This is a genomic window from Streptomyces asoensis (assembly GCF_016860545.1).
GTDB classification, from domain to species: Bacteria; Actinomycetota; Actinomycetes; order Streptomycetales; family Streptomycetaceae; genus Streptomyces; species Streptomyces asoensis.
On the sequence record NZ_BNEB01000003.1, the window covers coordinates 911,235 to 933,247 of the forward strand.

Sequence of the window (22,013 nt, forward strand, 5' to 3'; positions counted from 1 at the left end):
CCGCGCGAAGGCGCTCAGCCGCGGCGCCTGAACCGGCGGAAACCGAGGAGGACCGCGCAGACCGCGACGACGGCCAGGGCGCCGGCCGTGACACCACCGGTGTCCGAGGACCCGCCGCCCTTCTCCGAGGCGCTCGAACCGCCGCCGCCGGACGGGGACTTGGACCCGGAGCCGGACCCGCCGGGGGCGTCCTCGGCCACCACGGCACTCCCGGCGCCCTCACTGCCGTACATCAGCTTGGTGCCGTCGGCGGAGTAGGTGACGGACTCGCCCTGCCGTTGCAGCGGCACGTCGAGCCGCCCCTCCCGCTTGATCTTCCCGCCGTTCCAGGCGTATGAGATACCGCCGAAGTAGCCGCGCACGGCCAGCTGCGTGCCGTCCGGCGAGAAGGCCGCGTCGGTGGCCCATAGGTCGACGGGTGCGACCGGCTTGAAGATGTTCGCCCCGGAGGCGGAGAGGTCGGCCGGCCCTTCGTACAGGTGTCCGCCGTCCTCCTTCTTGTCGATGATGTAGACCCGCCCGGTCCTGGGATGCACGAGGAGCGACTCGGCGTCACGGGCGCCGTCGGAGTACTTCACGACGTACTGCGTGGCCTTGACGGTCTGGTCGACGAGCTCGGCCGGCTCCGGCAGCCGGTAGATCCACACGTACTTCCAGGTGCCGCCGAGGTTGTCGCCGATGTCGCCGACCCAGATCTCGTTGCCCGGGCCGATGGAGACGGCCTCGACGTCGCGGGGCGTGCCGACGCCGGCCAGGGTGATCCGGGCGACGGTCTTGCCGGTCGCGCTGTCGACGGCGTAGAGGTAGGGGCCGTCGTCGCTGTCGTTGTGCGTCCAGTAGACGCCCGGGTGCTGCCGCGAGGCGGCGAGACCGCTGGACTCGGTGATGCGCGGATCCTCGATGGTGAAGCCCTTGCCGCCGTCGGCCGCCCGGGCTGCGGGGGCGGCGGACGCCGCGAGCGCGGTGAGGGCTCCCGTGAGGAGGGCCGTGGTGAACAGGGCTCCGGCCCGGACGGCGAAAGATCGGCGCATGCCCACAAGCCTGCCATCCCGCCCGCCCGTTCGGATTCGTGGCCGGTCTCACACGCCCCCGGGGGCGGTGATCCATTCCCGATCCCCCATCATGAGCGGATGCTCAGGTTCATGCCCGTAGGCGACTCGATGACGATCGGCAGCACGGGCGACCACACCTGGCGCCACCGCATGTGGCGCCACCTGTGCAGCACGTACGGCGGCCCGTTCACGCTGGTCGGCCCGCGCGAGACGCTCTACGACAAGGCGGCGGACAGCCCCGCGTCGTACGCCTACGCCGACCCCGACTTCCCCCGCGGCCATCTGGCCGGCTGGGGCGAGGGCTGGCTGCACATGGCCCCGCTGATCGGCGAGGCGGTCCGCACGACGCGGGCGGACGTCCTGCTGGTCTCGCTCGGCCTGATCGACCTGGGCTTCTACACGAACGCCGAGCAGACGGCGCAGAACGCCCGCGCCTTCGTCGCCGGCGCCCGCGCGGCGAACCCCCGGATCGCCATGGTGTGGCTGCCGGTCATCCACAACGTGCGCGCGGCGAACGACCCGCCCTTCGCCGCCCAGGTCGCCCGCTTCAACGAACTGCTGGCCAAGACCGCCGCCGACCTGGACGAACCGGCCTCGCCGATCCTCCTGGCCTCCGTACCGCCGACCTGGGACATCGACACCGACACCTACGACGGCACCCACCCGAACGCCAACGGCGAGCACCAGCTGGCGTCGGCCTTCGCGGAGGCGATGTACCAGGGATGGGAACTGGGCGGGGAGTACACACCCTGAGGGGACGGCCCCCCTCGCCCTCCGGCATATGCGCTCCGCGCCGCGACCCCGTCACCGTGCGTATCCTTGTACCGCGCGGCGGCACTCGACCGAATGCAGCCGGGGAGGAGCGCCACGATGACCGTCACTGAGGACAGGATCACGATGGCCGAGGAGAGCGACGAGCTGTCTCTGGACGTCATGTTCGAGTGGCTCGAGAAGATGCCCGTCCCCGAGGGAACGAAGGTCGAGATCGTCGGGGGAAACATCTTCATGTCACCGCAGCGGCAGCACCACTGGGAGATCATCTCGGCCATTTTCGAACAGCTGCGGGACACGTATCCGCGCAAGCGGATCGCCTCCGATGTACGCATCGACTTCCCCGGTCACCTGAACGGCTTCGCATGCGACCTGGCTGCCATGGCCGACCGTTCCGTGAAGGACGGCAAGAGTCGCTGGCGCTACCAGGACGTCGAGTTCGTGGCCGAGGTCATCTCCAAGGACACGGCGGCGAACGACTAGGGCCGAAGAAGCTCGCCTACGCCACGGCCGAGGTTCCGGTGTATCTCATCGCCGACCCCTACAAGGGCCGGTGCTACCTCTACACCAGCCCCAAGGAGGGCGACTACGTCACTCGGACGAAGGTCGACTTCGGCGACGACGTCGATCTGACGGGCACCGTGGTCGGCCTCGTCGTCCAGACGGACGAGTTCCCCCGCGACTGACCCGCCCGGCCCCTCTCACCCCTCGCCCCCCTTGCATCGAGCGCACTCCAGGACGTTGGCTTGAGTGCCATGAAGTACACGCAGCTCGGACGTACCGGACTCAAGGTCAGCCGCCTCGTCCTCGGCACCATGAACTTCGGCCCGCAGACCGACGAGACCGACAGCCACGCGATCATGGACGCGGCGCTCGGCGCGGGCATCAATGTCTTCGACACCGCGAATGTCTACGGCTGGGGCGAGAACAAGGGCCGTACCGAGGAGATCATCGGCAGCTGGTTCGCGAAGGGCGGCGGCCGCCGGGACAAGGTGGTCCTCGCCACCAAGGTGTACGGCAACATGGCCGCCGACGGCGAGGCCTGGCCCAACCACGACAAGCTCTCCGCGCTGAACATCCGGCGGGCCGTCGACGCGAGCCTCAAGCGGCTCGGCACCGACCACATCGACCTCTACCAGTTCCACCACGTCGACCGCAGCACCGGCTTCGAGGAGATCTGGCAGGCCGTCGACGTGCTCGTCCAGCAGGGCAAGATCCTCTACGCCGGTTCGTCCAACTTCCCCGGCTACAAGATCGCCCAGGCCAACGAGACCGCCGCCCGCCGGGGCGGCACCATCGGGCTCGTCAGTGAGCAGTGCCTGTACAACCTGGCCGAGCGGCGCGCCGAGATGGAGGTGATCCCGGCCGCGCAGGAGTACGGCCTCGGGGTCATCCCCTGGTCGCCGCTGCACGGAGGGCTGCTGGGCGGGGTCATCAAGAAGCAGGCCGAGGGCGGCCGCCGCGCCTCCGGGCGGGCCGCCGACTCCCTCGCCGACACCAGGACCCGCGCGCAGATCCAGGCCTACGAGGACCTCCTGGAGAAGCACGGCACCGAACCCGGCGAGGCGGCTCTGGCCTGGCTGCTCACCCGGCCCGGGGTGACCGGCCCGATCGTCGGCCCGCGCACGGCGGAGCAGCTGGAGTCGGCCCTGCGGGCGGTCGATCTGGAACTGAGCGAGGAACTGCTGACCGGCCTGGACGAGGTCTTCCCCGGTCCGGGCCCGTCCCCGGAGGCCTTCGCCTGGTAGCGGTTCCCCGCGGAACACCCGCGGGGCGGGCAGTGCCCGGCGAGGCCGGCGACCGGCCTCGCCGGGGCCGGTGGGGGCGGAGGCGGGAGCGGGGCGGGGGTCTCCGAGGGGCCCGCCGGCCTACAGGAGGGCGGTGGGGGCGGTTCGGGTGGGCTTTGTCATCGGCCGACCGCCGCGGCCACCGCCACCACGACGAACATCAGTACGAGCGCACCGGCCATGATCCGGTTCCGGGTCTTCGGGTCCACGTACCGAGCCTAACCGGCCCCGCCGAGCGGCAGGCGACCGACCGGTTCGTAGCGGGGGCGCTCCCCCGCCACGCCGGACGTCGGCAGGACGCTGCGCACCAGCACCAGTTCCCGCACGGTCCAGGCACGGCCCTGGAAGGCGTCCAGCGCCTCGACGTACTGCCGGACGTCCACGGCGTCGCGGCTGCGGGCAAGGGTGAGGTGCGGCTTGTAGCGGCGGTGCTCGCCCAGGGCGACGCCCGCCTTGCGGGCCGCCGCCTCCGCCCGGTCCGCCAGCAGCCGCAGCGCGGGCACGTCCCCGGCCGCCCCGGCCCACAGCGCCCGCCCGTGCCCGAAGTGGCCCCCGCCGCGCAGGGCCAGCGGGAAGGGCGCGCCGCGGTGCGCGGCGCGCGCCAGCCGTTCCGACAGCTCCGGGACGAGGGCGTCGTCGGTCTCGCCGTAGAAGGCGAGGGTGAAGTGCCAGCCGGGGCGGTCCGTCCAGCGCAGCGCGTCCGCGCCGGGCAGGGTGCGCAACCGGGCGACCTCGGCGGCGAGTTCGTCGGCGATGTCGTCCGGGGGCAGCACGGCGGCGAAGAGTCTCATGCCCCGATCTTCCCGGCGGCCCGGACGGCGCGCACCCGTCGCCCGGAACGGGCCCGACGGCCGCACCCGCCCGCGGCGGGGGGCCGTCGTGCCGCCCGGTCGTCCGGTCGTCGGTCGTCCGGTCGCCCCGGTCGCCCCGGTCGTCGGTCAGGCGACCGTGGCGAGTTCCCGGTTCTCCCGTGGGACGAAGCGCACGATCGGGTGGCCGTGGTGCCAGCCGACCGACAGGCGCAGGTTGCCCATGCGGGCGAGGACCAGGCCGACGGTGGCGGCCGCGGCGGCCGAGACCGCGCCGCCCGACGCCAGGCCCGCCCGGACGCCGTACGCGTCGGTGACCCAGCCGGCGATCGGGGCGCCGATGGGGGCGCCGCCCATGAACACCATCATGTAGAGGGCCATCACACGGCCTCGCATCGCGGGGTCGGTGCTCAGCTGGACGCTGCTGTTGGCGGTGACGTTGACCGTCATGCCGAACATCCCGATCGGGGCCATGAGCAGGGCGAACAGCCACAGCGACGGGGCCGCGGAGGCGACGATCTCCATCGCGCCGAACGCCACGGCCGCGGCGACCAGCACCCGCATCCGGGCCGTGCCGCGCCGGGCCGCGAGCAGGGCGCCCGCCAGGGAGCCCACCGCCATCAGCGTGTTGAAGAGGCTGTAGGAGCCGGCGCCCGCGTGGAAGACGTCGTCGGCGAAGGCCGAGAGGTAGACGGGGAAGTTGAAGCCGAAGGTGCTGACGAACCCGACCAGGACGATCGTCCAGATCAGTTCGGGGCGCCCGGCGACGTACTGGAGGCCCTCGCGCAGCTGCCCCTTGCCGCGCGGGGCGCGCTGGACGGCGTGCAGCTCGCGCGAGCGCATCAGCAGCAGGCCGGCGAGGGGTGCGACGAAGGACAGGCCGTTGAAGAGGAACGCCCAGCCGGTGCCGACGCCGGTGATCATCACGCCCGCCACGGCGGGGCCGACCAGGCGGGCCGACTGGAAGTTCGCGGAGTTGAGGCTGACCGCGTTCTGGAGCTGGTCGGGTCCGACCATCTCGGAGACGAAGGTCTGGCGGGCCGGGTTGTCGAGCACGGTGGCGAGGCCCACGGCGAAGGCGGCCACATAGACGTGCCAGACCTGGACGTGTCCGGAGAGGCTGAGGGCGGCGAGCGCGATGCCGGTGAGGGCCATCGCGGACTGGGTGAAGAGCAGGGTGCGCCGCTTGGGGAGCCGGTCGACGAGGACGCCGCCGTAGAGGCCGAAGAGCAGCATCGGCAGGAACTGGAGCGCGGTCGTCACGCCGACGGCGGTGGCGGAGCCGGTGAGGCTCAGGACCAGCCAGTCCTGGGCGATGCGCTGCATCCAGGTGCCGATGTTCGAGACGACCTGGCCCATGAAGAACAGGCGGTAGTTCCTGACCTTCAGGGAGCTGAACATGGACGATCCGGCGGGCTTGCCGACGCCCGGGGCGGGCTTGCCGGCAAGGGTGTCGTGGGTGGTCGGTGCGGGGGCGGAGTCTGCTCCGGGTCCCGAACTCAAAAGGTTCGCCTCCTCATGGCTGTCCACGGGCGCCGGTCGGGGGCGTCCGTCACAGGCGACGGCTGTCTACAGGTGTGCGAGTTTCTCCAGCACGGGGGCGGCGGCGCGCAGTGCGGCCCACTCGTCCTCGTCGAGGCCGTCGACCAGGGTGGCCAGGAAGGCGTTGCGCTTGGCGCGGCTCTCCTCGAGCATGGCCTCGGCCTGCTCGGTCTTGGTGACGACCTTCTGGCGCCGGTCCTCGGGGTGCGGCTCCAGCCGGACCAGACCCTTGGCCTCCAGCAGCGCCACGATGCGGGTCATCGAGGGCGGCTGCACGTGCTCCTTGCGGGCGAGTTCGCCCGGGGTGGCACTGCCGCACAGGGAGAGGGTGCCGAGCACCGACATCTCGGTGGGGCTCAGCGACTCGTCGACCCGCTGGTGCTTGAGCCGACGGGACAGCCGCATGACGGCTGAACGCAGGGAGTTCACGGCGGCAGCGTCGTCGCCATGGGTGAGGTCAGGCATCTCTTTAGCGTAACTCATTACTCTCGCTAAACAAGCTGGGGGTCCCCTGGATTCCCCGTGACCCCGGACACGGAAACCCCACCGTCACTCGAACGAGTGAGTAGGCGGCGAAAGGGGCCGGACTGCGGTACGGCGCCCGCGACCCTCGTCCCATGGGGACCAGTGTGCTCAGCCTGCGGATAGACGGAGAGCTGCTCGAGCGGCTCCGCCACCATGCGGCGAAAAGGGGAATGAGCGTCCAGGACTATGTCGTCCAGACGCTCATTCGTGATGACTTCGACGAGCGGTTCCAGACCGCCGTCGAGGAGACGGAGAAGTTCTACGGGCGCACCTGAGCCCCCGCGCGTGCGGGGGCTCGGGCGGCCCCGGGGGCCGGCGTCAGGTGAGGCCGAGGGCCGGCATCAGGTAGTAGAAGGCGAAGACGGCGGAGACGACGTACATCGGGACCGGGACCTCCCGGCCGCGTCCGACCGCGAGGCGCAGCAGCACGAACGTGATGAAGCCCATGCCGATGCCGTTGGTGATCGAGTAGGTGAACGGCATCATCACCATGGTGATGAACGCCGGGATGGCGATGGTGAGGTCGGCCCAGTCGATCTCCTTGACCGAACCGGCCAGGATCAGGAAGCCGACGGCGAGCAGCGCCGGGGTGGCGGCCTGGGACGGGACCATCGTGGCGACGGGCGTCAGGAACAGCGCGAGCGTGAAGAGACCGCCGGTGACGAGGTTCGCGAAGCCGGTGCGGGCGCCCTCGCCGACGCCGGCCGTGGACTCCACGAAGGCGGTGGTGGCGGAGGACGAGCTGGCTCCGCCCGCGGCGACGGCGAGGCCGTCGACGAAGAGGACCTTGTTGATGCCGGGCATCTCGCCCTGGGCGTTGGTCAGCTTGGCCTCGTCGCTGACGCCCATGATCGTGCCCATCGCGTCGAAGAAGCACGACAGCAGGACCGTGAAGACGAAGAGGATGCCGGTCAGGACGCCGACCTTGCCGAAGCCGCCGAACAGGCTGACCTCGCCGATGAGCCCGAAGTCGGGCGTGGCGACGGGGTTGCCCGGCCACTCGGGGGTGGTGAGGCCCCAGGAGGGGACCGTCGCGACGGCGTTGATGATCAGCGCGAGGACGGTCATCGCGACGATCGAGATGAGGATCGCGCCGGGCACCTTGCGGGTGATCAGGGCCAGCGTGAGCAGGGCGCCCAGGATGAAGACGAGGACCGGCCAGCCGTTCAGGTGACCGTCGGCGCCGAGCTGGAGCGGGACGGTGGTGTGGGCGGCGTCCGGGATACGGCTGACGAAGCCGGAGTCGACGAGCCCGATCAGCATGATGAACAGGCCGATACCGATGCTGATCGCCTTGCGCAGGCCGAACGGCACCGCGTTCATGACGCGCTCGCGCAGGCCGGTGGCGACCAGGAGCATGACCACGAATCCGGCCAGCACCACCATGCCCATGGCGTCCGGCCAGGACATCCGGGGCGCGAGCTGGAGGGCGACGACCGAGTTCACGCCGAGGCCGGCGGCGAGCGCGATGGGCACGTTGCCGATCACGCCCATGAGGAGCGTGGTGAAGGCGGCCGTCACACAGGTGGCGGTGACCAGCTGGCCGTTGTCCAGCTGATGCCCGTACATGTCCTTGGCGCTGCCGAGGATGATCGGGTTCAGCACGATGATGTACGCCATCGCGAAGAAGGTGGCGAAACCGCCCCGGATCTCGCGGGGCAGGGTGCTGCCGCGTTCGGAGATCCGGAAGTAGCGGTCGAGGGCGCCGTAGAGAGGCGTGGCTCCCGGCTGTTCAGGGGCGGGGACCTTGGCGGGGGCCGACGAGGGCATCTTTTTGGCGTTTCCTACGAAGAGAAGTGGTCAGGGGTAAACCGTTTCAGTATGAACATATAACGTTCGGATCGGCCATCTCCGCGCGTAGACCGAATCTCCTCGTAAGCTGAGCCCATGGAGAAGTGGATCCCCGAGCACGAGGCGCCGGAGCCCCTGGAGGGCCCCGTGGTCGCCACCATCACCGGCGGCACGATCCTCTGGTTCGTCCTCTTCCTGGTCCAGCTCCCCTTCTACGGCTGGTTCGACGACCACGGCCGTACCTGGTGGGTGTGGACCTGCCTCGCGGGCGCCGGACTCGGCCTCATCGGCATCTGGTACGTCCGCAAGCGGGACGCGGCGATCAAGCGCGAGGCCGCGAACGCGGCGAGCGGACCGGGCGGGCCCGCGGACCCGGTCGCCGGGTAGACCCCGCGGGCGGCCCGTTCCGGGGCGGTACGCCTCAGGCACTACACGCGGCGCCGCCCCCGTCCTCCCGAGGTCGGATCTTCGGCGTCCCCGGGGGGTGAAGCCCCGCGACCGCACGTACCGTCGATGCCATGGCCCACACCGACGCTCCCGCCTCCGCGCCGACGGCGACCGGCCTCACGGCCGCCGAGGTGGCCGAACGCGTGGCCCGCGGCCAGGTCAACGACGTGCCCGTCCGCAGCAGCCGCTCCATCGGCGAGATCGTCCGGGCGAACGTCTTCACCCGGTTCAACGCGATCATCGGCGTCCTGTGGCTGGTCATGCTCGCCGTCGCGCCCATCCAGGACGGCCTGTTCGGCTTCGTGATCCTCGCCAACACCGGCATCGGCATCATCCAGGAGTGGCGGGCGAAGAAGACCCTCGACTCCCTCGCGGTGGTCGGCGAGTCCCGGCCCACCGTCCGCCGCGACGGCACGGCCGTCCAGGTCGCCACCTCCGCACTCGTCCTCGACGACCTCATCGAGATCGGCCCCGGGGACAAGGTCGCGGTGGACGGCGTGTGCGTCGAGGCCGACGGGCTGGAGATCGACGAGTCCCTGCTCACCGGCGAGGCCGACGCCGTCGTCAAACGGCCCGGCGACCAGGTCATGTCGGGCAGCTTCGTGGTCGCAGGCGGCGGCGCCTTCCGGGCGACGAAGGTCGGCCGGGAGGCCTACGCCGCCCAGCTCGCCGAGGAGGCCTCCCGCTTCACCCTCGTCCACTCCGAGCTGCGCTCCGGCATCTCCACCATCCTCAAGTACGTGACGTGGATGATGGTCCCCGCCGCGATCGGCCTGGTGATCACCCAGCTGTTCGTGAAGAACAACGACCTCAAGGGGTCCATCGCCCGCACCGTGGGCGGCATCGTCCCGATGGTGCCGGAGGGGCTCGTCCTGCTGACCTCGGTCGCCTTCGCGATCGGCGTCATCCGGCTCGGCCGCCGGCAGTGCCTGGTGCAGGAACTGCCGGCCATCGAGGGCCTCGCCCGCGTCGACACCGTCTGCCTGGACAAGACCGGCACCCTCACCGAGGGCGGCATGGACGTCACCGGGCTGCGCACGCTCGACGGCTACGACGAGCCGTACGTGCGCCGGGTGCTCGGGGCGCTCGGGGAGTCCGACCCGCGGCCGAACGCCTCCCTGCGGGCGATCATCGAGGCCTACCCGGACGCCGAGGACTGGCGCTGCACCGAGTCCCTGCCGTTTTCCTCCGCCCGCAAGTACAGCGGCGCCAGCTTCAGCGAGGGCGACGGGGAGAGCGGCACCTGGCTGCTCGGGGCGCCCGACGTGCTGCTCGCCGACGGCCACCCCGCCCTCGCCGAGACCGAGCGGCTCAACGAGCAGGGTCTGCGCGTCCTGCTGCTCGCCCGGGCCGCCCGTGAGCTCGACGACCCCGAACCCGCGCGCGGCGCACGCCCGGCGGCGCTCGTCGTCCTCGATCAGCGGCTGCGCCCGGACGCCGCCGACACCCTGCGCTACTTCGCCGAGCAGGACGTGCACGCCAAGGTGATCTCCGGCGACAACGCGGTCTCGGTGGGCGCGGTGGCGGCGAAACTCGGGCTGGACGGCCGTGCGGTCGACGCGCGCCGGCTGCCCGCCGAACCGCAGGACATGGGGCGGGCGCTGGACGAGGGCACGGTCTTCGGCCGGGTCACCCCCCAGCAGAAGCGGGACATGGTCGGCGCGCTCCAGGCGCGCGGGCACACCGTCGCGATGACCGGGGACGGCGTCAACGACGTCCTCGCGCTGAAGGACGCGGACATCGGCGTCGCCATGGGGTCGGGCTCGGAGGCCACCCGGGCGGTCGCGCAGATCGTGCTGCTGAACAACAGCTTCGCGACCCTGCCCTCGGTGGTGGCGGAGGGCCGGCGCGTCATCGGCAACATCACCCGCGTGGCGACCCTCTTCCTGGTGAAGACGGTCTACTCGGTGCTGCTGGCCCTGCTCGTGGTCTGCTGGCAGGTCGAGTACCCGTTCCTGCCCCGGCACCTGACGCTGCTGTCCACCCTCACCATCGGCATCCCGGCCTTCTTCCTCGCCCTCGCCCCCAACACGGAACGGGCCAGGCCGCATTTCGTGCGGCGCGTGATGCGGTACTCGGTACCGGGCGGGGTGGTCGCAGGGACCGCGACCTTCGTGATGTACCTGATCGCCCGTCACCACTACACCGGGACGGGCTCCTTGGAGGCGGAGACCAGCGCGGCGACGCTCACGCTGTTCCTGATCTCCATGTGGGTGCTCGCCATCATCGCCCGGCCCTACACCTGGTGGCGGATCCTGCTCGTCGCCTCGATGGGCGGGGCGTTCCTGCTCGTCCTGGTGGTCCCGTGGCTCCAGGACTTCTTCGCGCTGAAGCTGGTGGGGCCGGCGATGCCGTGGACGGCGGTGGGGGTGGCGGCGGTGGCGGCGGTCGCCCTGGAGTTCACCTGGAAGTGGGTCGACCGCCGCTTCCCGGCCTGAGGCCGGTTCCCGTCGCTTACTTGACGTCGACGAAGTCGCCGGCCGCGCTGACCGCCGGGGTCGTCGTGGTACCGGCGAAGCTGTAGCGGTAGTAGCCGTCGGCGGAGGCCGTGACGGTGGTCTTCAGGGCGCCGGTCGAGCTGGTCCTGACCGTCTTGACCGTGGTGTAGGTGGTGCTGCCCTTCTTCTTGAACTGGAGCTTGACCGGCTGGGCCGCGTAGCCGCCGGTCTTGTTGGTGTCCCAGTTGGCGCGGGTCAGCTTGCCCGTGACGGTGAGGGTCTTGCCCTTCTTCACCGGCTCGGGGGTCGCGTCGGCCGTCAGCTGCGCCTGGCGCTGCACCTTGACGGTGCCCAGGTTGCTCTGCCACTTGAGGTCGGCCTCGCCGGTGGCGCTGTGCGGGACGGCGAGCGCTCCCACCTTCCAGGCGCCGGCCTGGCTGTTGGCCAGGTCGTCGAAGTCGCCGGAGGCGGCGGGACGGAACTGGATCTTGGCGGTGCAGTGCAGGACCGTCGTGGAGACGGCCTTGCAGGTGCCCGGCTCGTCACCGGCGATGATCTGGGAGTTCGCACCGAGCGTGGTGCCCCGGTAGAGCATCGGGCCGTTGTCGAAGGAGCTCGTGGCAAGGCCCGCGGGCTTCGTCAGGGTGTACGTGGCGGTGACGGTGACCTTGGCCGAGGGGCCGACCACGATCGCCTTGCCCGCGTTGACCTTCATCTGGGAGAAGGTGACGTTCGGCGCGGCCGAGGGCGCGGCCTGGGCGGCCGGGACGGCGAGGGCGGACAGGGCGAGGGCGCCGAAGGAGGCGACCGCGAGGGCGCGTATGCGCATGTGTGTTTCCCGGTTGGAGAAGGGATCTCGGAGTCTGCTGACTCATGAGGTGAGATTCGCGGCGGGCGGGGCGAGTTGTGCCCGGGGAGGTAAGAACGGGGGAAGAACGGCGAGCGGTCGGCACCGGGGTCCCGGTGCCGACCGCTCTGCCTGCCGCGTCCGGTTCCGGCGCTCGGGCCGGGTGCTGCGGGCGCTGTGCCGCTACGCCTACTTCACGTCGACGAAGTCGCCCGCGGCGCTGACCGCCGGGGAGGTGGAGGTGCCGACGAAGACGTAACGGTAGTAACCGTCCACGCCCGCCTTGACGGTGGTCTTCAGACCGCCGGTCGAGGTGGTCTTGACCGACTTCACCGTGCTGTAGGTGGTGGAGTTCTTCTTGCGGAACTGGAGCTGGGCGTAGACGCCGGCGTAGCCGGTGTACTTGCCGCTGTCCCAGTTGGCGCGGGTCAGGGCGCCCGTGACGGTGATGGTCTTGCCCTTCTTCACCGGCTCCGGCGCGGCGTTGACCGTCAGCTTGGACAGCCGCTGGAGCTTGGTGGTGGCCAGGGCGTCGCCCTCGGCGTAACCGACCTTGGTCCAGTCGATGTCGTCGGCGTACGGGTCGACGTCGTTCCAGTCGATGACGTAGCCGAGCGCCTTCCACGTGGTGGCGTCGGCGTTGCCCAGCTCCTCGCCCGGGTAGATGTCCAGGGTGCCCTTGCAGGAGGCGACCGTGGCCGAGCTGTTGACGCAGACCGGCCAGTCGTCGCCGACGAGGATGTTGGCCGGGTCGGCGGACTGGCCGCGGTAGACGACCAGGTCCAGCTCGGTGTCGGCGGCGGTGACGTCGACACCCGCGTCGTGGGTGACCGTGAAGGTGACCGGGACGCGGACCTTGCCGGTGGTGCCGGCGACGATCGGCTTGCCGTTGTTGATCTTCACGCTGCCGAACTTGGCGTTCAGCGCGTACGGCGTACCGGTGTCGGCGGGCGTGGCGCCGGTGAAGGCGCTCTTGCCGGAGACGGCCGCGTGCAGGGCCTTCAGGGTGTCGACGGGGTTGTGCGAGTCGCTGCCGGTGGCCTGGGCGGCCGGCACGGCGAAGGCGGACAGGGCCAGGGCGCCGGTGACGGCGGCCACGGTGGCTCGTATGCGCATTGCGTTCCCCCTGAGGAGAGGGGCACCGGACGGTGGCCGTTCACACGGCTCGTCGTAGCATCCGGCGCCCAAAGTGATGGTGGAGCCTCTTGGCTCATGTGATGAGATGCCTGGTGGGAGCGGATGGTTGTACGTTCCGTGAGAAATTCGTAAAAGAAATATTCACGCCGTCACCACCCGCTCCCCCGCGGCCGTTCCGGGTCAGTCGAACCAGCGGTCCCGGGCCAGTTCCGCCGTCCTGGAGGGGTCCTCCAGCAGGGCGGCCACCTCGAAGCGGCGCGGCCACTGCCCCGCCGCCCAGGCGAGTCCGGCGGCGACGCCCTCCAGGGTGGCCGCGTGCAGGACGCCGTCGTCCGTCAGCCGCCAGTCCAGCTCCACCCCGTCGACGACCAGTTCCTCGTGCTCGACGTACGTGCCGGGAGTGCGCGGCCCGAGCAGCACCCCCACCGGCTCCGGGACGTCGTGCTCGACGCCCTCGGAGTCGACGCGCCCGGTCACGGACTCGCTCAGCCGCCTCACCTGGAACAGTTCGGCCAGTTCGGCGGCCCGGGACGGCCGGACCGGAAGCAGCGGCACCCCCTCGGTGAAGGGCAGCAGATCGGGCGAGTCGACGACGACGGCGCCCGCCGCGTCCACGACCTCGACCCGCCCGTCGACGACGGCCCTCAGCTCGTCCGGCAGAGTCACCCGATCCGGATCCAGATCGGCCAACGCACCGTACAGACCGTGCAGTTGGGCGGCCGTGACCGAACGGTCCGGGTCGGCGAGACGGTCGAGGAGCTCGGCGGCGCCGCCGGGCTCGTCCAGCAGCGCGGCCACCGAGGTCCGCACACCGAGGGCACGCAGCACCTGCTCGTCGTCGAAGCCGGTGGCGTCGGCCTGCTCGTACAGGCCGTGCAGGAGGGGGTCGCCGCCCGCCGCGAGCAGACCGGCCGGGCGGCGGCCGTCGAGCACCGGGTTCCCCCGCAGCCACCAGGCGGTGTACGGCCGGACGGTCTCGTGGGTGCCGTCGGGCAGCAGGATCCGCACCGGCTGGGTGAGGGCGTCCCGCAGCGGCGGCCGGGCGAGCAGCGCGAGGGCCTGCGGCCAGCGGTCGTCGTCGACGAGGTCGAGGTCGCGCACGGCGACCAGCTCGGTGGCGACCGGCGGCACCGGGCTGTCGGGGAAGCGGTCGAGGACGTCCTCGCACCACACGTCGACGGCGTCCAGCAGCCCCGCGTCGTCCGGCTCGGCGAAGTCCCCCTCACGCGGCTCCAGTTCGTCCGGGTCGAGGACGACGTCCGTGGCGCGCACGAGCGCGAAGTCGGCGAGGACACCACAGGCGGCGAGGGGCTGCTCGCCCCATCTGTGCGCCAGTTCGGCGTCGACGAAGGCGAGTTCGTCCTCCCGGATGACGGAGGCGAACGCGCTGCCCGGGAGCACCAGTTCACCGGCGGGCGCGAGCTCGCCCTCCTCGTCGGGCAGCGCGAGGGCGCCGAGCCAGGGCTCGTCACCGGGTTCGAGACCGGCGTCCCGGACCAACGCAAGGACCGTGTCGGCGAGTTCCTCGGCGTCCGGGGTGTCCTGCTCGTCCCAGGCGCCGCCGTCGTCGTCCAGGGAAGCGGCGACGGCGGCCCGCACCTGCGGGGTGGTCAGCACGGCCCGCGGTGTGGCGGGCAGCGCGCCCAGCTTCTCCAGCAGGGGGTGGACGGCGTCCCGGTGCGCGACCTTGAGACCGAGCCGGGCGAGGACCTCCGGATCGGGTCCCGTCCCTTCCGGGGTGGGCAGCAGCACCTGGCGGGGACCGATGGTGGTCCGCCCTCCCCCGGTGCCGAAGGCCTGGGAGGCGCCCCCGGCGAGCGGCACGGGAAGTCCGGAGAGCCGGTCCGGGTCGACGCCCGCGAGGCTGTCGTAGAGCCGGTACCACCACTGCGGGTCCTTCTCCAGACCGGCCAGCCGGTCGACGGCGTCGGCCAGCGGGACCCGGGCGACACCCAGGGTGCGCAGCTCGACCCGCCGTTCGAGGCCGGCCGGCAGCAGGGTCGGCAGCACCTCCGCCAGCACCCGGACGGTCTCGGCGCCCGCGCCCTCCACGACCTCGGCCTCCCGGGGCCGCAGGGCCTCCGGGAACGCGACGAGCCCGTCGCCCTCGCCCTCCGGCGCGGGCCGGACGGCGGGCGGCAGGAAGGCGGTGCGCGGCAGCCGCTCGAGGATCGCCCGGCGCAGCTCCCCGTCCAGTTCCCCCTTGCCCAGCGGACCCGGCACGAGGTCGATGATCCCGGGCCCCACCGGCCGCCAGCCGGCGAGGAGTCCGGCGTACGCGTCCGCCGCGCACCGCACCAGGTGGTCGGTGAGCGGTCCGGGGGCGGCGTGCCGACGGGTGGTGTCCAGCGGGAAGGAGGCGATGAGCAGGGCGGGTACGCCGAGCGGCTCGTCACTGGGGGTGGGGGCGTGCACGACGGGCGTGGTGCGCGGGCGGGCGGGCGCGCCGTCGTCGTCGACGGGCACGGCCCAGGTGACCGACCAGTGGGGGCGCAGCCGCTCCTCGACCGGCCGGTCGGCGAGCAGCTCGGGCGCGAGGGGGCCGTGCGCGGCGGCGACCCGCCAGCGGGTGGTCCCGTCCCGGGTGTCCGCCACCACGGTGAGGGCCTCGTCGCCGGGATCGGCGGCCCGGGTCAGGACGCGGGGCGCGTCGCCGCCGATCTCGATCACCACCTCCTCCAGCCCGGGCAGGGCGAGCAGGAGGGCGTCGTCGACGGCGGTGAGGAGACGTTCGGCGAGGTCGGCGGCTGCGGCGTCGCGCAGCGGCAGGATGACGGCCGTGTCGTACGGGTCCGGGGCGGTCCCCTGGGCGGCGAAGGGCAGCCGGAGCAGGGGCACGTGCCCGTCGCGGCGCCGGATCTCGTCACCGAGGCCGGGGCTGTGCCGGGCGGTCGCCGAGGCGAGCTCGCGCGCTTCGGCCAGATCCCAGCGGACCCCGCCGTGCCGGCCGACGACGGCGGGCTCGTCCGTGACGGCGATGACGGCGGCGAAACCGACGCCGAACCGTCCGACGGCCACGGCCGACTGCCGTTCCTCCCGCTTGGCGGAGGCGCGCAGGGTGGCGAGGGACTCCACCCCGGCGGCGTCCAGGGGCGCGCCGGTGTTCGCGGCGACGAGGACACCGTCGCGCAGGGTCAGCCGCAGCCGGCCCGGCACCCCGGCCCTGGCCGCGGCGTCGGCGGCGTTCTGAGCGAGCTCGACGACGAGCCGGTCGCGGTACCCGCCGAGGACGAGATCCTCCTCGGCGTTGGCGTCCTCCCGGAAACGGGCGGGACTCGTGGCCCAGGCGTCCAGCACCCCGCGACGCAGGCGGGCCGTGCCGAAGGGGTCCGCGCCCTCGGGTGCCGGCCGCACGAACTTGCTCACGTTCACTCTCCATCATCGGCGTGGGCACGAAGGTACCGCGCGGCGCGGTGCGGTCAGAACGGGACGCGGACCCGGGCCCGGGCAGCGGCCCGCCCCGGCGTCACCCGCGCACGACGACCACGGCCGCACCCGCCCGGCGGGCCGCGCCGGACCGCCGGGGCGGCCGGCGGAGCGGCCGACGCCGGGCGCGGCGCCGGGCGCGGCGCGCAGACCGGCGAGGTGGGGCCGGGCCGGCGCAGACCGGCGAGGTCGAGCCCGGTCGGCACAGACCAGCGAGGTCGAGCCGGGCCGGCGCAGACCGGCGAGGTGGGGCCAGACCGGCGGTGTCCGGCCAGATCGGCGGGGCCGGCCCGGCCGGCCCGCGCCGCTGGTCACGGGCCGTCGCCGGACCCGCCCGCGCCGCCGCTCACGCCTCAGGAGTGGCCGAGCTCCGCGGTGTCCTCGTCCGCCGCCGCCGGGACGGAGCCGGAGTCCGGGGCCGGGCGGAGCGGGAAGGGGTCCACCCGGGTCTCGTCGATCACCGGCGGGGCCGGCCTCGGCGGGGTCGGCATCACGGCCGCCTCGGAGTGACCGCCGCAGCCGTACGCCAGGGAGACCACCCGGCCGTCGGCCGGGGAGAACTCGTTGGCGCAGACCCCGAAGGCCTGGCCGAGGGAACCGCCGATGGGCGTGAGGAAGCCGCAGCTCACACAGGAGGCGGGGGCCGCCTGGGCCATGGGGGTCTTGGGACCGAAGCCGTCCTCCCAGCGGTCGGCCGCCGTGTGCAGGCCGTAGCGGGAGAGGACCCGGGCGCGGCGCAGCCCCAGTTCCTCCGCGACCGCGGCGATGGTGCCCCGGCGCGGGGCCGCCGGGAGCGCCGCGGGCGGGGCCGCGGTGACGTCCGCGTCCTCCGCCTCCGCGAGCTCGGCCATCTCCTCGGACAGGGGGGAGTTCGGCGTCGGATCGTCCGCGTCGAAGTAACCCGGTTGCAGACGCGGGTCGTCCTCGCCGGTGTAGCCGGGCTCCAGCCGCACGTCCTCCGCGTCCGTGGGCAAAAGATCGCCGGGGCCCATGTCGCCGGGGCGCAGCCGCTCGCTCCACGGGAGCCACTCGGGGGCCAGGACGGCGTCCGGGCCGGGCAGCAGGACGACCTCGTCCAGGGTGACGTTCTTGGCGCGGGAGGCCCGTGCCACCGTCGCCGCCCAGCGCCAGCCCCGGTAGCCGAGCTCCTTGCACTCGAAGTAGTGGGTGACCACCCGGTCACCCTCGGAGAGCAGGCCTACATGCTCGCCGACCACGCCGGGGGCGGCTGCCTCCTCGGCTGCGGCGCGTGCGAGGTCGACGGCCTCGGCGCACAGGCGGTCGGGGGTGCGGCTTCGCGTGGTCGCTGCGCTCACAGGTATCGCTTCTCTCCTACGCCGTCTCTCGGTGCGCCTGCCTGAAGGCGGCGGGTGCGGACGGAGCGGACCAAGGGGCCGCGTCGACGTCCGCGCCCGAACGCGCTCGGGCGCACCTGCTGTCATCCATTCTGCGGGATGGCCGGGAGGCGCGCGGCCGAGAACGATCGCCACGGCGCGCTACGCACGCTACCTGCTCGCGGACGCTCGGCCTACACCGACGGGACGTTTCCCGCTCACATAAACCGCCGAACCACCGCCGGACCGCCCCCGGACCGCCCCCGGAATCTTGGTGGAATCGCCCTTCGAACCGTCTTCTCGGCGGCCCCGGACCCCGCGCCGACCGCCCCGGAATCCGCGCGCCGACCGCCGCCCGGTCCCCGCAGAAAGCCGCCGGGACCGGCCCGGCGCGCCGACGATCACACGCCCATACGCGCGGTAACCGCACTACGTACCGCTTTTCCGGGGCACTATGACGGGGTGGCAGCCGCGAGGACACCCCAGGGCGCCACCGGGATCGGTGCGGCGAAGGGGAACAAGGGGAGGAGCAGGGTGAGTGGTTCGGGCCGGATGAGCGGGTCCGTCCGCGCGGTCGGCCGCGCCCTGCACTTCCCGTTCACCGGAACGGCCCGCGGGATCAGGAAGGCCACGCACGCGCACGGCGCCGGCGAGTCCGGTCTCGGCAAGCTGATCGAGCTGCACGCCGTGAACGGGGCGGGCGACGTCATGATCACCGTCGCCCTCGCCTCGACCGTGTTCTTCTCCGTGCCCACGGACGAGGCCCGCGGGCGCGTCGCGCTCTACCTCGCCATCACCATGGCGCCCTTCACCGTCCTCGCCCCCGTGATCGGCCCCCTCCTCGACCGCCTGCCGCACGGCCGGCGCGCCGCCATGGCCGGGTCCATGCTGGCCCGGGCGCTCCTCGCGCTGGTGCTGTCGGGGGCCGTCGCCACCGGCAGCCTGGAGCTCTACCCGGCCGCGCTGGGCGTGCTCGTCTCCTCCAAGGCGTACGGGGTGGTCAGAAGCGCCGTCGTGCCACGGCTGCTGCCGCCCCGGTTCTCGCTGGTCAAGGCCAACTCGCGGGTCACCCTCGGCGGACTCCTCGCGACCGGGATCGCCGCGCCCGTCGGGGCGGGGCTCCAGGCGCTCGGGCCGCGCTATCCGCTCTACGGCGCCTTCCTGATCTTCGTGGCGGGCACGTTCCTGTCGTTCTCCCTGCCGCGCAAGGTCGACTCCGGCAAGGGCGAGGCCGTCGCGCTGCTCGCGGCCGACGAGCAGCACCTGCACGGCCCGCACCGGCAGCCGGTGAAACGCCCGGGCCTGCGGACCGTCGGCATCGCCGTCACCCACGCCCTCGGCGCCAACGCGGCCCTGCGCTGGCTGTCCGGGTTCCTGACCTTCTTCCTGGCGTTCCTGCTGCGCGAACACCCGCTGACCGGGCAGAGCGCCGCCGTGTCGCTGGGCATGGTGGCCGTGTCGGCGGGCGTGGGCAACGCCCTCGGCACGGCGGTCGGGGCGTGGCTGCGCTCGAAGGCGCCTGAGCTGATCATCGTGACGGTCCTCGCCGTGGTGCTGGGCGCCACGATCACGGCCGCGGTGTTCTTCGGGGCGTTCCTGGTGGCGTGCATGGCGGCGGTCGCCGGGTTCTCGCAGGCCCTCGCCAAGCTGTCGCTGGACGCCCTGATCCAGCGCGACGTGCCCGAACTGGTGCGGACGTCCGCCTTCGCCCGCTCCGAGACGCTGCTCCAGGTGTGCTGGGTGTTCGGCGGCGCGGTCGGCATCGTGATGCCGCTGAACGGCGCGCTCGGCCTGTCGGTGGCGGCCGCGGTGATCGCGCTGGGCTGGCTGACCACGGTCCGCGGTCTGCTGTCCTCGGTACGGCACGGAGGCGGCGCGAAGCCCCGCGTGGCGTAACCGCGGGCCCTGACACACGGCCACGCCGCACCCCAGGTAAAGGGACGGCCCGAGGTGCCCGATAGCCTTCCGCCATGACCACGATGCCCCGCGGCGGAGCCGCTGATGTACCTGGCGTTGTGCGACGCCGCCGCGTCGTCGCCGCCGCCGGCGCCGTTTGTGCCGGACTGCTCGTCCTGTCGGCCTGCGACAAGCCGACGCCCCTGTCCACGATCACCGTCGGCCGCGACTCGGTCAGCTCCGAGGCCACCTGCGGCGGCGAGGGCAAGACCCTCCAGGCCGCCGCGCTGACCAAGTGCCTCGCGGACAAGGACATCAAGTCGATCACCGTCGACCCCGACGAGACCGTCCGCTTCGGCGTCGACCCCGACGTGGCCGACAAGCGCTGGACGATCCTGATGAACGGTCAGCCGCTCACCGAGGACAGCGACAAGACCTACCGCACGATCCCGGGCAGCGTGTTCTTCAACGCCCAGTACGGCGCCCAGGGCAGCTCCACGCTGGTCACCATCAAGGCCGGCGACGGCAAGAAGAACAGCCAGTCGGTGACGGGCCTGTGGTCGTTCAAGCTCAAGAAGGACGACTGACCACGTCCCCCGTCCGCATCCTCGTCGCCACCGCGGTCCCCGCCGAGCGGGACGCGGTGGCGGGGGCGCTGCCGGAGCCCGGCGGCACCCCGTCACCGAACCCGCGGGACCCGGAGGTCCGCCTGCCGGGGGTCACCCTGCACCGCCACGGCGCCCTGGACCTCCTCGCCGCCGGGGTGGGCCCCGCCCTGGCCGCCGCCTCCGTCTCCGCCGCCCTCACCGCGGCCGCGCTGCGCGGCACGCCGTACGGCCTCGTCGTCTCGGCGGGCATCGCCGGCGGTTTCGCGCCCGCCGCCCCCGTCGGCTCCCTGGTCCTCGCCGACGAGATCACCGCCGCCGACCTGGGCGCCGAGACCTCCGACGGCTTCCTGCCCGTCACCGAACTGGGCTTCGGCACCGTCACCCACCGTCCGCCCGGATCCCTCGTACGGGAGATCGCGGCCGTCACCGGAGCCCCCGCCGGCACCGTCCTGACCGTCTCGACGGTCACCGGGACAGCCGCCCGGGCCGCCGCCCTGCGCCAGGCGCACCCCCGTGCCCTAGCCGAGGCGATGGAGGGCTTCGGCGTCGCCGAGGCCGCCGCCGCGCACGGCGTGCCCGTGCTGGAGATCCGCGCGGTCTCCAATCCCGTCGGCCCGCGCGACCGCGGCGCGTGGCGCATCGGCGCCGCGCTCGCCGCCCTGACCGAGGCCTTCGGGAAGCTCACCCCCGTCCTGGAGAGTTGGAACCCACATGACCGGTGAAGATCTGCGGATCGCCTACTCGCCCTGCCCGAACGACACCTTCGTCTTCGACGCCCTCGCGCACGGCCGCGTGGCGGGCGCGCCGGGGCTCGACGTGACCTTCGCGGACATCGACCTGACCAACGGCATGGCCGAGCGCGGCGAGTACGACGTGCTGAAGGTGTCGTACGCGGTCCTGCCGTACGTCCTCGACGAGTACGCGCTGCTGCCCTGCGGGGGCGCGCTGGGCCGGGGCTGCGGCCCGCTGGTGCTGACGAAGGAGGCCGGGACCGGGGGCGCCGCGTCCGGCGGGGCGGGCCTGGCCGGCCGCACGGTCGCGGTGCCGAGCGAGCGCTCGACGGCGTACCTGCTGTTCCGTCTGTGGGCGGCGGAACTGGTCCCCGGGGGCGTCGGCGAGATCGTCGTCATGCCGTTCCACGAGATCATGCCCGCCGTACGGGACGGGAAGGTCGACGCGGGACTGGTCATCCACGAGGCCCGCTTCACGTACCGCGACTACGGGCTGCACAAGCTCGCGGACCTCGGCGAGTACTGGGAGTCCACGACCGGCCTGCCGATCCCGCTGGGCGCGATCATCGCCAGGCGCGCGCTGGGAGCGCCGGCCCTCACCCGGCTCGCCGACTCGATCCGCGCCTCCGTACGCGCCGCCTGGGACGCTCCGGAAGTCTCCCGTCCGTACGTGATGGAACACGCGCAGGAAATGGATCCGGCCGTCGCGGACCAGCACATCGGTCTGTACGTCAACGAGTTCACGGCAGACCTGGGTGAGGACGGCTATGCGGCGGTGCGGGGATTGCTGACGCGCGCGGCGGCCGAGGGACTGTTGCCGCCCCTCGGCCCGGATGCGCTGGATTTCCCGTGACGCCCGTGGCGGATAACGA

At 72.6% G+C, this 22,013-nt stretch carries 18 protein-coding genes and 1 pseudogene; 10 read left to right on the forward strand and 9 right to left on the reverse strand.

What is annotated here, in order from left to right; genetic code table 11:
• Positions 1 to 14 precede the first annotated feature (14 nt).
• Entirely contained in the window at positions 15 to 1,031 is a 1,017-nt protein-coding gene (locus tag Saso_RS16720) for a TolB-like translocation protein (protein WP_189921101.1), read from the reverse strand.
• A 99-nt stretch (positions 1,032 to 1,130) separates the two neighbouring features.
• Here Saso_RS16720 and Saso_RS16725 point away from each other — a divergent pair, with 99 nt between their 5' ends.
• The 3 genes and pseudogenes from Saso_RS16725 (at position 1,131) to Saso_RS16735 (ending at position 3,571) form a co-directional block, all read left to right on the forward strand.
• A complete protein-coding gene (locus Saso_RS16725; RefSeq protein ID WP_189921103.1) occupies positions 1,131 to 1,805 on the forward strand; it encodes an SGNH/GDSL hydrolase family protein in 675 nt (224 codons plus the stop codon).
• 117 nt (positions 1,806 to 1,922) lie between these two features.
• A pseudogene (locus Saso_RS16730) lies at positions 1,923 to 2,509 on the forward strand (Uma2 family endonuclease).
• A gap of 69 nt (positions 2,510 to 2,578) precedes the next feature.
• On the forward strand, positions 2,579 to 3,571 hold the full coding sequence (locus Saso_RS16735) for an aldo/keto reductase (RefSeq protein WP_189921443.1): 993 nt from the start codon (positions 2,579 to 2,581) through the stop codon (positions 3,569 to 3,571).
• A gap of 257 nt (positions 3,572 to 3,828) precedes the next feature.
• On the opposite strand, the gene thpR is transcribed toward Saso_RS16735, so the two are convergent.
• The 3 genes from thpR to Saso_RS16750 all read right to left on the reverse strand — a co-directional run bounded on the left by thpR (position 3,829) and on the right by Saso_RS16750 (position 6,426).
• Entirely contained in the window at positions 3,829 to 4,401 is a 573-nt protein-coding gene (thpR, locus tag Saso_RS16740) for an RNA 2',3'-cyclic phosphodiesterase (RefSeq protein ID WP_189921105.1), read from the reverse strand.
• A gap of 147 nt (positions 4,402 to 4,548) precedes the next feature.
• Positions 4,549 to 5,922 carry an MFS transporter gene (locus Saso_RS16745; protein WP_372442447.1) on the reverse strand — a complete coding sequence of 458 codons (1,374 nt, stop codon included), beginning with the start codon at positions 5,920 to 5,922 and terminating at the stop codon, positions 4,549 to 4,551.
• 66 nt (positions 5,923 to 5,988) lie between these two features.
• Complete coding sequence (locus Saso_RS16750) at positions 5,989 to 6,426, reverse strand: MarR family winged helix-turn-helix transcriptional regulator (protein ID WP_189921107.1); 438 nt, start codon at positions 6,424 to 6,426, stop codon at positions 5,989 to 5,991.
• Between the two features lie 152 nt (positions 6,427 to 6,578).
• Here Saso_RS16750 and Saso_RS16755 point away from each other — a divergent pair, with 152 nt between their 5' ends.
• Complete coding sequence (locus tag Saso_RS16755) at positions 6,579 to 6,761, forward strand: ribbon-helix-helix protein, CopG family (RefSeq protein WP_019072528.1); 183 nt, start codon at positions 6,579 to 6,581, stop codon at positions 6,759 to 6,761.
• Positions 6,762 to 6,804: 43 nt separating this feature from the next.
• Here Saso_RS16755 and Saso_RS16760 read toward each other — a convergent pair whose 3' ends face one another.
• Entirely contained in the window at positions 6,805 to 8,256 is a 1,452-nt protein-coding gene (locus Saso_RS16760) for an NCS2 family permease (protein ID WP_189921109.1), read from the reverse strand.
• Positions 8,257 to 8,373: 117 nt separating this feature from the next.
• Between Saso_RS16760 and Saso_RS16765 the strand changes: the two genes are divergently transcribed.
• Positions 8,374 to 8,664, forward strand: coding sequence for a DUF2530 domain-containing protein (locus tag Saso_RS16765; protein ID WP_189921111.1), 291 nt, complete (start codon positions 8,374 to 8,376; stop codon positions 8,662 to 8,664).
• 131 nt (positions 8,665 to 8,795) lie between these two features.
• Positions 8,796 to 11,162: an HAD-IC family P-type ATPase gene (locus tag Saso_RS16770; protein ID WP_189921113.1), complete on the forward strand. Its 2,367-nt coding sequence runs from the start codon at positions 8,796 to 8,798 to the stop codon at positions 11,160 to 11,162.
• 16 nt (positions 11,163 to 11,178) lie between these two features.
• Here Saso_RS16770 and Saso_RS16775 read toward each other — a convergent pair whose 3' ends face one another.
• The 4 genes from Saso_RS16775 to Saso_RS16790 all read right to left on the reverse strand — a co-directional run bounded on the left by Saso_RS16775 (position 11,179) and on the right by Saso_RS16790 (position 17,888).
• Positions 11,179 to 11,991: a hypothetical protein gene (locus Saso_RS16775; RefSeq protein ID WP_189921114.1), complete on the reverse strand. Its 813-nt coding sequence runs from the start codon at positions 11,989 to 11,991 to the stop codon at positions 11,179 to 11,181.
• A gap of 207 nt (positions 11,992 to 12,198) precedes the next feature.
• Positions 12,199 to 13,125, reverse strand: a complete 927-nt coding sequence (locus tag Saso_RS16780) for a hypothetical protein (RefSeq protein WP_189921116.1) — start codon at positions 13,123 to 13,125, stop codon at positions 12,199 to 12,201.
• A 201-nt stretch (positions 13,126 to 13,326) separates the two neighbouring features.
• Entirely contained in the window at positions 13,327 to 16,512 is a 3,186-nt protein-coding gene (locus tag Saso_RS16785) for a sacsin N-terminal ATP-binding-like domain-containing protein (protein WP_189921118.1), read from the reverse strand.
• A gap of 413 nt (positions 16,513 to 16,925) precedes the next feature.
• Positions 16,926 to 17,888: a DUF3027 domain-containing protein gene (locus Saso_RS16790; RefSeq protein ID WP_189921120.1), complete on the reverse strand. Its 963-nt coding sequence runs from the start codon at positions 17,886 to 17,888 to the stop codon at positions 16,926 to 16,928.
• A 480-nt stretch (positions 17,889 to 18,368) separates the two neighbouring features.
• Here Saso_RS16790 and Saso_RS16795 point away from each other — a divergent pair, with 480 nt between their 5' ends.
• From Saso_RS16795 to Saso_RS16810, 4 genes are all read left to right on the forward strand, one after another.
• Positions 18,369 to 19,802: an MFS transporter gene (locus Saso_RS16795; RefSeq protein ID WP_189921122.1), complete on the forward strand. Its 1,434-nt coding sequence runs from the start codon at positions 18,369 to 18,371 to the stop codon at positions 19,800 to 19,802.
• Positions 19,803 to 19,876: 74 nt separating this feature from the next.
• On the forward strand, positions 19,877 to 20,389 hold the full coding sequence (locus Saso_RS16800) for a DUF2771 domain-containing protein (RefSeq protein ID WP_189921124.1): 513 nt from the start codon (positions 19,877 to 19,879) through the stop codon (positions 20,387 to 20,389).
• Positions 20,359 to 21,132 carry a futalosine hydrolase gene (locus tag Saso_RS16805; protein ID WP_189921125.1) on the forward strand — a complete coding sequence of 258 codons (774 nt, stop codon included), beginning with the start codon at positions 20,359 to 20,361 and terminating at the stop codon, positions 21,130 to 21,132. Before Saso_RS16800 ends, Saso_RS16805 begins: the two co-directional genes overlap by 31 nt.
• Positions 21,122 to 21,994, forward strand: coding sequence for a 1,4-dihydroxy-6-naphthoate synthase (locus Saso_RS16810; protein ID WP_189921127.1), 873 nt, complete (start codon positions 21,122 to 21,124; stop codon positions 21,992 to 21,994). Before Saso_RS16805 ends, Saso_RS16810 begins: the two co-directional genes overlap by 11 nt.
• The last annotated feature ends 19 nt before the right edge of the window (positions 21,995 to 22,013 follow it).

Bases quoted from the DNA above. Each gene is read 5' to 3' on its own strand.
- Saso_RS16720 (WP_189921101.1), bottom strand. From the start codon at position 1,031: ATGCGCCGATCTTTCGCCGTCCGGGCCGGAGCCCTGTTCACCACGGCC.
- Saso_RS16725 (WP_189921103.1), top strand. From the start codon at position 1,131: ATGCTCAGGTTCATGCCCGTAGGCGACTCGATGACGATCGGCAGCACG.
- Saso_RS16735 (WP_189921443.1), top strand. From the start codon at position 2,579: ATGAAGTACACGCAGCTCGGACGTACCGGACTCAAGGTCAGCCGCCTC.
- thpR (WP_189921105.1), bottom strand. From the start codon at position 4,401: ATGAGACTCTTCGCCGCCGTGCTGCCCCCGGACGACATCGCCGACGAA.
- Saso_RS16750 (WP_189921107.1), bottom strand. From the start codon at position 6,426: ATGCCTGACCTCACCCATGGCGACGACGCTGCCGCCGTGAACTCCCTG.
- Saso_RS16755 (WP_019072528.1), top strand. From the start codon at position 6,579: ATGGGGACCAGTGTGCTCAGCCTGCGGATAGACGGAGAGCTGCTCGAG.
- Saso_RS16760 (WP_189921109.1), bottom strand. From the start codon at position 8,256: ATGCCCTCGTCGGCCCCCGCCAAGGTCCCCGCCCCTGAACAGCCGGGA.
- Saso_RS16765 (WP_189921111.1), top strand. From the start codon at position 8,374: ATGGAGAAGTGGATCCCCGAGCACGAGGCGCCGGAGCCCCTGGAGGGC.
- Saso_RS16770 (WP_189921113.1), top strand. From the start codon at position 8,796: ATGGCCCACACCGACGCTCCCGCCTCCGCGCCGACGGCGACCGGCCTC.
- Saso_RS16775 (WP_189921114.1), bottom strand. From the start codon at position 11,991: ATGCGCATACGCGCCCTCGCGGTCGCCTCCTTCGGCGCCCTCGCCCTG.
- Saso_RS16780 (WP_189921116.1), bottom strand. From the start codon at position 13,125: ATGCGCATACGAGCCACCGTGGCCGCCGTCACCGGCGCCCTGGCCCTG.
- Saso_RS16800 (WP_189921124.1), top strand. From the start codon at position 19,877: ATGACCACGATGCCCCGCGGCGGAGCCGCTGATGTACCTGGCGTTGTG.
- Saso_RS16810 (WP_189921127.1), top strand. From the start codon at position 21,122: ATGACCGGTGAAGATCTGCGGATCGCCTACTCGCCCTGCCCGAACGAC.